Source organism: Mycobacterium sp. E2479 (genome assembly GCF_001667925.1).
Lineage (GTDB): Bacteria > Actinomycetota > Actinomycetes > Mycobacteriales > Mycobacteriaceae > Mycobacterium.
The window spans coordinates 15,925-28,150 of record NZ_LZJR01000133.1; the positions used below are offsets into that span (position 1 = coordinate 15,925).

General features: G+C 67.9%; 11 protein-coding genes. 5 read left to right on the forward strand and 6 right to left on the reverse strand.

Going from position 1 to position 12,226, the window contains the following annotated elements:
* Positions 1-28 precede the first annotated feature (28 nt).
* Both A5686_RS20130 and A5686_RS20135 read right to left on the reverse strand, forming a co-directional pair.
* Positions 29-2,152 carry an acyltransferase family protein gene (locus tag A5686_RS20130; protein WP_082947723.1) on the reverse strand — a complete coding sequence of 708 codons (2,124 nt, stop codon included), beginning with the start codon at positions 2,150-2,152 and terminating at the stop codon, positions 29-31.
* Between the two features lie 51 nt (positions 2,153-2,203).
* Positions 2,204-3,067, reverse strand: coding sequence for an alpha/beta hydrolase family protein (locus tag A5686_RS20135; protein WP_304528450.1), 864 nt, complete (start codon positions 3,065-3,067; stop codon positions 2,204-2,206).
* Between the two features lie 429 nt (positions 3,068-3,496).
* Here A5686_RS20135 and A5686_RS20140 point away from each other — a divergent pair, with 429 nt between their 5' ends.
* The 3 genes from A5686_RS20140 to A5686_RS20150 all read left to right on the forward strand — a co-directional run bounded on the left by A5686_RS20140 (position 3,497) and on the right by A5686_RS20150 (position 7,434).
* Entirely contained in the window at positions 3,497-4,642 is a 1,146-nt protein-coding gene (locus tag A5686_RS20140) for an LLM class flavin-dependent oxidoreductase (RefSeq protein ID WP_067937937.1), read from the forward strand.
* A gap of 5 nt (positions 4,643-4,647) precedes the next feature.
* Complete coding sequence (locus tag A5686_RS20145) at positions 4,648-6,006, forward strand: MFS transporter (RefSeq protein ID WP_067937960.1); 1,359 nt, start codon at positions 4,648-4,650, stop codon at positions 6,004-6,006.
* Between the two features lie 69 nt (positions 6,007-6,075).
* Positions 6,076-7,434 (forward strand): amino acid permease, encoded by a 1,359-nt coding sequence (locus A5686_RS20150; RefSeq protein ID WP_067937939.1) that lies wholly within the window; start codon positions 6,076-6,078, stop codon positions 7,432-7,434.
* An 81-nt stretch (positions 7,435-7,515) separates the two neighbouring features.
* Here A5686_RS20150 and A5686_RS28045 read toward each other — a convergent pair whose 3' ends face one another.
* The 4 genes from A5686_RS28045 to A5686_RS20170 form a co-directional block, all read right to left on the reverse strand.
* Positions 7,516-7,671: a hypothetical protein gene (locus A5686_RS28045; protein WP_231986432.1), complete on the reverse strand. Its 156-nt coding sequence runs from the start codon at positions 7,669-7,671 to the stop codon at positions 7,516-7,518.
* 232 nt (positions 7,672-7,903) lie between these two features.
* Entirely contained in the window at positions 7,904-8,821 is a 918-nt protein-coding gene (locus tag A5686_RS20160; protein ID WP_067937943.1) for a ketopantoate reductase family protein, read from the reverse strand.
* Positions 8,818-10,005: an enolase C-terminal domain-like protein gene (locus A5686_RS20165; RefSeq protein WP_067937945.1), complete on the reverse strand. Its 1,188-nt coding sequence runs from the start codon at positions 10,003-10,005 to the stop codon at positions 8,818-8,820. Before A5686_RS20165 ends, A5686_RS20160 begins: the two co-directional genes overlap by 4 nt.
* 4 nt (positions 10,006-10,009) lie before the next feature.
* Entirely contained in the window at positions 10,010-10,405 is a 396-nt protein-coding gene (locus tag A5686_RS20170; protein ID WP_067937946.1) for a nitroreductase family deazaflavin-dependent oxidoreductase, read from the reverse strand.
* Between the two features lie 73 nt (positions 10,406-10,478).
* On the opposite strand from A5686_RS20170, the gene A5686_RS20175 reads away from it, so the two are divergent.
* Both A5686_RS20175 and hemL read left to right on the forward strand, forming a co-directional pair.
* On the forward strand, positions 10,479-10,823 hold the full coding sequence (locus A5686_RS20175) for a hypothetical protein (RefSeq protein ID WP_067937948.1): 345 nt from the start codon (positions 10,479-10,481) through the stop codon (positions 10,821-10,823).
* A gap of 89 nt (positions 10,824-10,912) precedes the next feature.
* Positions 10,913-12,226, forward strand: a 1,314-nt coding sequence (gene hemL / locus A5686_RS20180) for a glutamate-1-semialdehyde 2,1-aminomutase (RefSeq protein ID WP_067937950.1), incomplete at its 3' end; no start/stop codon positions are given.

A 12,226-nucleotide genomic window follows, 5' to 3' on the forward strand; every position in this document is an offset into this window, starting at 1 on the left:
GGTCAGCCATGAGAAGTTCATTCACTACTCACCCGTCCGCCAGGGCGCGGTCGGCGAGGGCCCCCATCAGCGGTGCCACCAACTGCGCGTATTCGGTTGTCACATGGTTGTCGTCGCGGAACACCAGGGTGTTGCCGACGATGACCGGGCAGCGGTCGGCGGTGCAGAACATGTCGGTCAGGTCGGCGTAGCGGCCGCCGCTGCGCAGCGTCGCCGCCTGTTCGGCGGCGATCCCGTCGCCGTCTATGGCCTCGGATTTCGTTGGTGTACAGGCGATTACATCGTCGAGGTGGGCGGACAGGCACATCGGCGCGGATGAATGCGGGTCGGGAGCGGGTCCCAACACCAGGACGCTCGCCCCGGTGCCGCGCAGCTGTGCCACGGTGCGTCCCACGGTGTCGATCCATGCCGGGTCGTAGGAGGTGAAGCCGAAGTCTCCGCCGTAGCGCCGGCTCATGTCCAGCACGATCAGGCGTGGGTGTTCGGCGTTCATCCGGCCCATGATCTGTGCGCGCCACTGTTCGCATTCGGTGTATTCACGGCCCAGATACGGGCTCACGATGTGCAGGTCCTGCAGCGGGCAGGTCACCTTGGCCAGCGTCTCCAGTCGCCAGTGCCGTTGCTGCGCGAGTCGCTCGAAGGCGGGATTCCACATGGCGGCGTGCGAGTCGCCGATCAGGGCGACGGTGGTGAGCGAGGCGGTGTCGCCCGTCGCACACTCGCTTTGTCCGACATCGCGCCACGATCGCACGCAGCCGTTGACGAATACGGCGGCCTTGTCGGCGGGCGCCTCGGCCAGCGGCGGGTCCAGGTTCGACGGGACGGCTCGCATGCCGGCGGCCGCCGCGAGTGCCTCGCGGGCTTGATCGAACGCCTGACGTACCGCCGCCTCCTGGGGACTGACAGCGGGGTCTTTGATCGGGGATGCCGCAACGATGTTGGCTCGTGGCGCGGCCCCCCCGTGACCCACCGGTTCCGGTATCGCATTGAGCAGCAACAGGCATGCGCACGCGGTGGCGGCACTGGCGCCGCCCGCCATCACCATGCTGACTTTCGCCGACCGGCGCAGCGCCGCGGCGAAGCGGCCCGGGTTCTCCACCAGATGCAGCGTGATGACGGCGAGCCCGGCCGAGATGGCCGTCGCGCTCAATCGGGCCGGCAGCCCCGCGGGCTCGCCGAGCAGCGCCGGCATCAGCAACAGCACCGGCCAGTGCCACAGGTACCACGAGTAGGAGATCCGGCCGATCGCGCGCATCGCCGGGCGACACAGCAGCCGACCGGGTCCCAGTCCGCCGGTGACGGCGCCGCCGCCGACGATGAGCGTGGTGCCCAGCACCGGCAGCAGCGCCTCGATGCCGGGATACGGGGTGTGGGAGTCGAGTTGGGTGCAGGTCAGCAGGACCAGCGCCAGACCTCCCCACCCGGCGATCGACGCGGTCCGCGGCGACAGCCGTCGCCACTGCCGCAGCGACAGGGCCACAAGTCCACCGGCGGCCAGCTCCCAGGCGCGGGTGGGCAGCGAGAAGAACGCCCACGACGGCGAGGTGCGGGTCCACACCACGCCCGCCGTCAACGACGCCGCCGCGACCACGGCGAGGACCACCGCGTACGGGGTTGCCCGCGTGTGCATTCCGCGAAGCGTCGGCATGCGCCGAACCGACCAGGCGACGGCGATGATCAGCACGGGCCACACCAGGTAGAACTGCTCTTCCACGCCCAATGACCAGTAGTGCTGGAAGGGTGACGGGGCGTCGGGGGTCAGGTAGTCGGTGCCACGCACCGCGAACCGGTAGTTGCCGACATACAGGGCGCTGGCTATGCCGTCGAGAAACACGCCACGCGCCTGCAGTGGAGGTAGCACCGCGGCCACGCCGATCGCGGTGATGGTGCCGACGATGGCCGCGGCCGGCAGCAGCCGCCGGGCACGCGCGCCGTAAAACCGGCCCAGCGCCACGGTATTCGTGGTGCTCGCCTCGCGAAAGAGCAGCCCGGTGATCAGGAAGCCGGAGATGACGAAGAAAACGTCTACACCGATGTAGCCGCCGGTGATGCCCGGGATGCCCGCGTGATAGAGCACGACCGCGAGCACCGCGACCGCGCGCAGTCCCTCGATGTCGGGCCGGAATCCCCTTCGGGAAGTTCGCCGCCCCAACTGGTGTGGGGTGCTGGCGACTGTTTGCTCCCGAACTGTCATCCGCGTTGGCTAGGTCGCCATCCAGGCAAGCTCACCGGGCAGCTGGCTGCGCCAGTAGGCGACGTCGTGTCCGCCGAGCGAGAAACTGCCCGCCGGCGGCGTCTTCAACTGATAGACGAATTGCTTCGTAGCGAAATAGAAGCGGTCGAAGTTGCCGCAGTCCACGCGCAGCGGAATCGAATTCAGCGCCGGCAGGCCCAGCACGCTGTTCTGCACGAAGTCCTCGTTGCTGTCGAACGCCCCCGGCGCACTCAGCGGGTACGAGGTGTACAACGCCGGGCTGATCGCGCAGATGCCGGCCGTTCGTCCGGGGCCCAGCTTGGCGCCCAGACGAAGCGCGCCGTATCCGCCCATCGACCACCCCATGAAACCCACCCGAGAGGTGTCGAAACCCATGCCGGACAGCATCGGCAGCAGCTCATCGAGCACCATGGCACCGGAGTCCTCGCCGGAAGTCCTTTTGTGCCAATAGGTGTTGCCGCCGTCGACGCCGACGACCGCGAACGGTGGCTTGCCCTCCTTGGCCAGTTGGGCCAGCCCGTCCGGGACGCCCATGTCGAGCATCTGGTTGGCGTCGCCGTCCACCCCGTGCAGGGCGATCACGGGGCGCAGCGCACCGGTCTGACCCGGCGGCATGGCGATCACGTAATTGGTCTTGATCCCGCCACGCGCCGCCGACACGAACGAGCCGGTGAGCCGGGTCGGCAGGGACTTGCCCGCCGTCGGCGGTTCGAACGGCGCCGGCGCCTGCGGCAGTGTCGCGGCGCGCGAGACGGGCGGGGCAAGCAGCGAGCCGAAGGTGAGCACGCCGGCGGCTCCGAGGCTGGCACCGGCGCCCATCCGGAGCACCGCTCGGCGTGTGAGGTCAGGCATGATCGCAATAATGCCGCGCTGAGCGGGGATTACCCGCCGAGCCACGCCGAATTGGAAGCATTGTGTGATCCGGCGTGACCTTTCGGTCACGAAGCGGTGATCCTCTGACGCGTCGTCGGGCGCAGACGCTGCCGGCATCGAGTCGCGGCTTCGCCCGGATCGTAGTCATCCTAGCGCCGATTCGGCTGATTGCCGCCGCCCAGATCATTGCGAACGTATTGCTTTCGGGGACAGCAAGAGACGCGGTCGTACCGGTTATTCACTCGGTGCCTCGATGTTGCCGCCCGACGCGCGCGGCCTGCGGCAGGGCGGCGCTGCCGGTGTCGAGCCGGGGATGCAATCTCGCAGGTTCCAACCCTCGCTCGCCGACGACGACTTGAGAAGGATGGAGCCTTTAGTGCACAGGGGTAAGCGAAAGAGGATGGTGAATTGAGTCTCGCGTTTCATTGGTTTCTGCCGACATACGGCGATTCGCGAAATCTTGTCGCGGGCGGGCATGGCACGGCGATGTCCGGTGACCGGCCGGCCACGCTGAAGTATCTGCGCCAGATCTGCACGGCCGCCGAGGACAACGGTTTCGAAGCCGTTCTCACGCCCACCGGACTGTGGTGTGAGGATGCGTGGCTGACGACGGCGATGCTCGTCGAATCGACCGAGACGTGCAAGTTCCTGGTCGCGTTCCGCCCCGGGATGCTGAGTCCGACCCTGGCCGCCCAGATGGCAGGCACCTTCCAGCGGCACTCCGAGGGCCGGCTGCTGCTCAACGTCGTCACCGGCGGCGAACCGCACGAGCAACGGGCCTACGGGGATTTCCTGGACAAGGAAGCGCGGTATGCCCGCACCGCGGAGTTCTTGCATGTGGTGCGCCAGCTGTGGACGTCCAAGGAGCCGGTAACCTTTGCCGGAGAACACATTCAGGTGCAGGACGCACAGCTGAACAACCCGCCCGATCCGATACCGGCGGTGTTCTTCGGCGGGTCTTCGGCATCCGCCGGACCGGTGGCGGCCAAGCACTCCGATGTGTATCTCAGCTGGGGTGAGCCGCTGACGGCGGTGGCCAAGAAGCTGGACTGGATTCGCGGGCTCGCCGTCGACGCGGGCCGAATCCTGCAGTACGGCCTGCGCATTCACGTCATCAGCCGGGATACGGCCGCCGAGGCGTGGGCCGAGGCCGACCGCTTGCTGGCCGCAATCGACCCGGCGGACGTCGGACGGGTGCAGGCCAGCCTGGCGCGCAGCGAATCCGAAGGGCAGCGCCGCATGCTGGACCTGCACGGCGGTGACAGCAGCAAACTGCTGGTCGCGCCCAACCTGTGGGCCGGCGTGGGCCTGGTTCGCGGGGGAGCGGGTACGGCCCTGGTCGGGTCGCATGCCGAAGTCGCCGAGCGGCTGGCCGAATACGCCAAATTGGGTATCACCCACTTCATCCTGTCGGGATATCCGCACCTGGAAGAGGCCTATTGGTTCGGTGAGGGCGTCCTGCCTCTGCTCGAGCGGATGGGTTTGTGGCGGCACCCCAACCGCCAGTCGCACCCGGCGGCGGCGACGCCGTTCGCGGTCGCCTCGGCGCACTGACGGTCATGGCGGCAACCTTGCCCGCGTCTGCACCCGACGCCGGGATCGCCACCGCCGTGATCGACGCGGCCGACGAATCCTCCGAGCAACAGCGCCGACGACTGCGCATTGTCGTCGCCGCGAGCCTGCTGGGCACGACGGTCGAGTGGTACGACTTTTTCCTGTACGCCACCGCGGCCGGCCTGGTGTTCAACACGCTGTTCTTCCCCAACGAGAGTTCTTGGCTGGGAACACTATTGGCGTTCGCGACCTTCGCGGTCGGGTTTGTCATGCGGCCCATCGGGGGCCTGGTGTTCGGACACATCGGCGACCGCATCGGTCGCAAGCGCAGCCTCGCGTTGACCATGCTCATCATGGGCGGCGCGACGGCGCTGATCGGCGCGTTGCCGACGGCGGCGCAGGTCGGGGCATGGGCCCCGGCGCTGCTGCTGATCTTGCGCGTGCTGCAGGGTTTCGCGCTCGGCGGCGAGTGGGGCGGGGCGGTGCTGCTGGCCGTCGAACACAGCCCCGGTGACCGGCGCGGTCGTTTCGGGGCGATCCCGCAGGTCGGCTTGGCGCTCGGACTGGCCCTGGGCACCGGAATATTCGCCTTCCTGCAAGTTGTTTTGGGGCCGGCCCGGTTTCTTTCCTGCGGCTGGCGCATCGGATTCCTGCTGAGCCTGCTGCTGGTCGTGATCGGCGTCATGGTCCGGTTGCGGGTCGACGAGACACCGGCGTTCCGCGAACTGCAAGACCTGCGGGCCGCATCGACCGTGCCGATCCGTGACATCGTCCGCGAGCCGCGTTCAAGGCGCAACACCGTGTTGGGGCTGCTGTCGCGTTGGGCCGAGGGCTCGGCGTTCAACACCTGGGGTGTGTTCGCCATCAGTTACGCCACCGGCGCCCTGGGATTGAATCGGGTGTCGGTCTTGGTGGTGGTGACCATCGCCGCACTGGTGCTGGCGGTGCTGCTGCCGGTGTCGGGACGATTGACCGAGCGCTACGGTGCGCGGCGGGTATACCTGGCCGGCATCGCCTGCTACGGCCTGGCGGTATTTCCGGCGTTCGCGCTGTTCGGCACCAAAGACCTGGTCTGGTTCGGGCTGGCGATGATCATCGTCTTCGGCGCGGTGCATGCGCTGTTCTACGGCGCGCAGGGCACGCTGTACTCCGCGCTGTACCCCACGAGCACGCGCTACACCGGATTGTCGTTCGTCTATCAGGTCTCGGGTATCTACGCCTCCGGGGTCACCCCGATGATCCTGACCGCGCTGATCGCGGCGCTCGGCGGTGCGCCGTGGCTGGCGTGCGGGTATCTGGTTGCGACAGCGGTGATCAGCGTGCTCGCCACGGCGCTGATTCGCGACCGAGACCTGTATCTTTAGACACCGTCGTCAGTCGAGGCCGCTTGGCATCTGGGCACCGATGTGCTGTGGTAACATGCGTGGTCTGGAATGGATAGCAATCCGCAACTGCGCCAAGGGCTGTCGCAGCGCCAGCTCAGCATGATCGCCCTCGGTGGCGTCATCGGTGCCGGGCTGTTCGTCGGGTCCGGCGTGGTGATCAGGGACACCGGCCCGGCCGCGTTCCTCACCTACGCCCTCTGCGGTCTGCTCATCGTCTCGGTGATGCGGATGCTGGGTGAGATGGCCGCCGCGAATCCGTCGACCGGATCGTTCGCCGACTATGCGGCCAAAGCCCTGGGCGGCTGGGCGGGATTCTCGGTGGCCTGGCTGTATTGGTACTTCTGGGTGATCGTGGTGGGCTTCGAGGCGGTCGCCGGCGGGAAGGTGCTCAACTACTGGTTCCATGCCCCGCTCTGGCTACTGTCGCTATGCCTGATGGTGTTGATGACCGCGACCAACCTGTTCTCGGTGTCGTCCTTCGGTGAATTCGAATTCTGGTTCGCCGGAATCAAAGTCGCGACGATCGTGATCTTTCTGGTGGTGGGCACGGCATACGTTATGGGGTTGATGCCGGGGCATCACGGAGGTCTGGCCAATCTGCACGCGCACGGCGGCCTCTTTCCCCACGGGGTGGGCGCGGTGTTCGCTGCCATCGTGGTGGTGATCTTTTCCATGGTGGGCGCCGAGATCGTCACGGTCGCCGCCGCGGAAAGTCGCGACCCCGAGCGCGCGGTCCAGAAGGCGACCCGGTCGGTAGTGGTCCGCATCGGAATCTTCTTCGTCGGTTCGATTTTTCTGCTCGTCGCGCTGTTGCCCTGGGACTCCGTGGAACTCGGGGCCTCGCCATACGTGGCCACGCTCAAACACGTGGGGCTTTCGGGTGCGGACCAGGTGATGAACGCCGTCGTGCTGACCGCGGTGCTGTCCTGCCTGAACTCCGGCCTCTACACCGCCTCGCGGATGTTGTTCGTGCTCGCCGAACGGCGCGAGGCCCCATTGCAGTTGGTCAAGCTGAGCGGGCGCGGCGTTCCCCACTTCGCGATCTTGTGTTCGTCGGCGGTCGGGTTTGGATGCGTCATCATGGCGCGGGTCGCACCCAACACCGTGTTTCTCTTCCTGCTCAACTCCTCGGGCGCCGTCATCCTGTTCGTCTATTGGTTGATCGCCCTGTCGCAAATCATCCTGCGCCGGCGGACACCCGCGGAAAAGCTCCCGGTTAAGATGTGGTTCTACCCGGCGCTGTCCGTCCTCACGCTGATCGCAATCACCGCCGTGCTGGTGCAGATGGCGTTCGACCACACGGCACGCAGCCAGCTATGGCTCAGCCTGCTGTCCTGGGCGGTGGTGATCGGCCTTTACTTCCTCGCGCGCTTGCGCGGCCGCGTCGGCGCTGCCTCCGCAGAATAGGACTTCTTGGAAAGCGCTAGCAGACGCGCTGTCGGATTGCGGACCCACATAATCCACCCCGGCGCGCGCGTGCAGGGACGGTCATCCCGCTTGCGCCCCGGTGCGCGTCCTGAGCAACCCGAGCCGCTGCAGGTCGGTGACGCATTTGTCGATCAGGGCCTCGGTCACGTGCGGCACGTCCTTGTCTGGCCCGGTCCCTGCGGATTGCACTGCGGCACGGAACCTTTCGGCCGGCATGCCGGTACCGTGTGTCGGTTGACCGGGTGTCGCGTAGGCGTTCATCAGCGGCAGCAGGGAACTCTTGCGCTGGTCTCCGGCAGTTCCTTCATCGCTTCGGTAAACCTGGCCAGCCACTGCCGGTAGTCGTCGATGCGCTCGATCTTATGCCCGTCGGCGATGAGGCATAACCGCTCAAATAGGTGTCGACGGGCGTATGCCGGTGCCGTATACCCGTCCCGGCTTGGCCCAGTCAGCTCCATCGCCGTTCGATCGACTTGATCAGCGCGGTCAGGGTGGCGTTCACCGGGGTCGCGACGCCTACCCGGGCGCCCTGGCGCGGCACCGCTCCGTTGATGACGTCGATCTCGCTGACCCGGTGCGCCTCGTGATCCAGCAGCGCCGACGGTTTGGCGTCGGGCATCTGCGCGCCGAAGGCGCGAACGTGCTCGACCGCATCGCTGACGGCGATCGCGATGCCCGAGGCCCGAGCGACGGTCCACGCCTCCGTCGCGGCCGCCTGGCTGACCGGCCCCATCTCCGGATCGTCCATCACCTGCCCGACGGTCATGCCGGTCAGCGCACACGGTGCGCTGTAGGCGACGTTGCAGATGAGCTTCTCCCACTGCATGGCTGCGATGTCGGTGACCGCGGCCGCATCGAATCCGGCAGTCGTCCACACCCGGGCGATCGATTCGACCGTGGCGAGCGGCAGCGACGAGTAGGCGCCGAAGCGCATCGCCTTCATGGCGTTGTGCCGGACATGCCCGGCAGCCACGGTTGCCGCGCCGAATCCGCTGGCGATCCCGACCGCGACCCGCTCGTCGCCGACGATGTCGGCCACCGTCTCCGCCGATCCCAGGCCGTTCTGGATGGTCAGCACCGGTGTGGCCGGACCGAGCATCGAAAGAGCCTGGTGCGCAGCAGTTTTCACGTCCGAAGCCTTCACGGCGAGCACGATCAGATCCATCGGTTCGTCCGGCGCGGTGGTGCTCGCTCGCAACGGCACCACCTGGTCGTAGCCCGGACCGGTGACCCGCAGCCCGTGCTCGGCGATCTGATCGATGCCGGCCTGGTAGCGGTCGACGGCCAGCACATCGTTACCCGCGGCACCCAGGCGGGCCGCATAGATGGAACCCATGGCACCGCAACCGATTACGGCGATCTTCATCCGCGCATCCTCCCGTCGGTCATCTCGGCGATCGGTTCGGCCAGGCCGGCCTTCTGCTCGAGCCCGAACCCCGCGGCGTCGGTCGGCGAGATGCGGCCCGCCGACACCGCGCACGCGTCGGGGTAGCCGCCGAACGGCGCGAACACGCCGGGATAAGCCTCGCATCCGCCCAGGCCCAGCCCGGCCACGACGTGCAGGTTGATCAGGTGACCGCCGTGCGGGAACGCGAAGCGACGATCGAAGCCATGCGTCGCCATGACGTCGAGCATCCGGATGTATTCGGTCAGCCCGTAGCTCAGCCCCGGATCCATTTGGAAGACATCATGATTGGGTCGCATTCCGCCGTAGCGCAGCAGATTGGCCACATCCGGCACGGAGAACAGGTTTTCCCCGGTGGCCACCGCACCGTCATAGCACTGTGTCACCGCCCGGTTCAGGGCATAATCCAGCGGATCGCCGGGCTCTTCGTACCAGCGCAGGCCGTAGCGGGCCAACGCGCTCGCCCAGCGGGTCGCATCGACCCGGTCGAACCGGCCGTTGGCGTCGACGGCGACCCGTCCCGCGTCGCCGACGATGTCGACGACGGCCTCGATCCGCGTGAGGTCCTCGTCCAACACGGCGCCGCCGATCTTCATCTTGACCGCGTCGTAGCCGGCGTGGAGGTATCCCCGCATTTCCGCGCGCAGCGCATCGACGCCGCCGTCGGCGTAGTAGTAGCCGCCGGCGGCGTACACCGGCACCGACGGTGCGGGGTCTCGTCCGGCGTAACGAGCGATGGTCACGCAGGCCGGCTCGTCGCGCAGTTTGGCGTTCAGGTCCCAGCAGGCCAGTTCCAGCGCGGCCGCGGCCGCGGCCCGGTCGCCATGACCGCCGGGTTTCTCATTCGTGAGCGCACACGCCAAAACCGCCGCGGGATCGACATACCCGTACCCATCCAGCAGCGCCTCGGGCGGCGTCGCCAGCAGCCGCGGGATCATCCGGTCGCGCAGGATTCCGGTTTGGGCAAACCGGCCGATCGAATCGAAAGCCACACCCACCACGGGGCGCCCATGCCGGATCACATCGCTGACCACCACCACCAGCGAGACCGTGTGGTGGGAGAAGTTGACCACCGCATTGGCCGGCCCGCCGCGTGGTCCGCCGGCGAGGGCGACCGCCCGTTCGGCGATCGCCGTGATCCGCATGTCGTCAGGAAGTTCGCGTGAGCAGGACCGCTTGCTCGAACGGCAACCTGGCGAAAATCCGTCGCATCCGGCGTGTTACGTGCTCCGCGGCCTCGTCCCTGGTGACCACGCGCGGATCGGCGATGCCAAAGGTTTTGCCCTTGCTGCGCACTCGGCCGCCTCCCGCCGCCTTCAGGTTCTTCAGCCAGTCCCGGTCGGGGCCATAGGTCAGCACGATGGCCACCCCGGGTTTGCCGTCGACGTCCGCGTTGAACACGTTCACCGGTGTCCGGTACGGCTTGCCCGAGCGCCGCCCGACATGTTCGACGATCCCGAACGGCGGGAGCCAACCGGCCCACATTCGCTGAATGGGGTTGGTGACGTGGCGGTTGAACCGGGCAAGTCCTTCTGGGAATTGCATACCGCTATCCAACTCGCAATAGCCGGGCGAGGACAACCCGGCTTCGGCGCAATATTGCGTCTACTGTCATCTCATGGGTGAGGCGGCGGATGAAGAGGCCGCCCGGCGCGCCGAGGAGCTGCTGCGCCGGGGCGAAGAACTGTCCGCGGGCCAGGCCATCACGGCAGACGACGTGAAGCGCGCCGCCGAACGTGCACAGCAGGCGCACGTGCGCGATCAGGCGGCACACGAACGCGGAGTGCAGCGCCACTACCAAGCCGGTGTCGCGCACGAGCGCGCCGCCGAGGTCGAGGACCGCGCGGTCGCCGAGGGCCTGGGCGACGTCGATGCGCACCGGCGGGCGGCGGAAAAGGAACACGAGGCCGCGCGCCGCGACTACATCGCGGCGCAGGAAACCGACCAACAGGACGCCGAGTAATACGGCCGTCGAACCCCGTCGCCTTCCTATGGCGCGTTCTGCTACACCCTGTAGTGGAACGGCCCGCGACAGCTGGGACACTAGTCGTCATGGGAAGCAGTGATCGGGCGACCGCGCACGCCACCGGGGTCCCCCGGGCCACGGCGGCGTCGGCGAAGTTGTTCGAGGACGCCTGCGCCGTCATTCCCGGTGGGGTGAACTCTCCGGTCCGCGCGTTCAGCGCGGTGGGCGGGACGCCGCCGTTCATCACCGAGGCGCACGGGTGCCGCCTGACCGACGCCGACGGCAACCGCTACGTCGACCTGGTCTGCTCGTGGGGCCCGATGATCCTGGGGCATGCACACCCTGCCGTCGTCGAGGCCGTCGCGAAAGCCGCCGCTTCGGGCCTGTCTTTCGGGGCGCCCACGCCGGCCGAGAGCGAGCTGGCCGTCGAGATGATCGCACGGGTCGCGCCGGTCGAGCGGATCCGGCTGGTCAACTCCGGCACCGAGGCCACCATGAGCGCGGTCCGGCTGGCCCGCGGCTTCACCGGCCGGGCCAAGGTCATCAAGTTCGCCGGCTGCTACCACGGCCATGTCGACGCGCTGCTCGCCGACGCGGGCTCCGGGGTGGCGACGCTGGGGCTGCCGTCCTCGCCGGGAGTCACCGGTGCGACGGCCGCCGACACGATCGTGTTGCCCTACAACGACATCGACGCGGTGCGACAGAGCTTCGCCCGGTTCGGCGACCAGATCGCGGCGGTGATCACCGAGGCCAGCCCCGGCAACATGGGCGTGGTGCCGCCCGCGCCCGGCTACAACGCAGCGCTGCGCGCGATCACGGCCGAGCACGGCGCGCTGCTGATCATCGACGAGGTGATGACCGGCTTTCGGGTCAGCCGAAGTGGTTGGTATGGAATCGATCCCGTCGAGGCCGACCTGTTCACCTTCGGCAAGGTGATGAGCGGCGGCCTGCCGGCCGCGGCGTTCGGCGGCCGGGCCGATGTGATGGAGCGGCTGGCGCCGCTGGGCCCGGTGTATCAGGCCGGCACGCTGTCGGGTAACCCGGTGGCGATGGCCGCCGGGCTGGCCACCCTGCGCAACGCGGACGCCGCCGCCTACGCCACCTTGGCTGCCAACTCCGATCGCCTCGCCGCCCTGTTCTCCGAAGCGCTGACGAACGCCGGTGTGGCACACCAGATCCCGCGGGCCGGAAATATGCTCAGCGTGTTCTTCTCCGAAACGCCGGTGACCGATTTCGCGTCCGCGCGCGCCACCCAGACCTGGCGTTATCCACCCTTCTTCCATGCCTTGCTGGACGCGGGCGTCTACCCGCCGTGCAGTGCCTTCGAGGCGTGGTTCGTCTCGACCGCGCTGGACGACCGCGCGTTCGACCGGAGCGCGGCGGCCCTGGCCGCGGCGGGC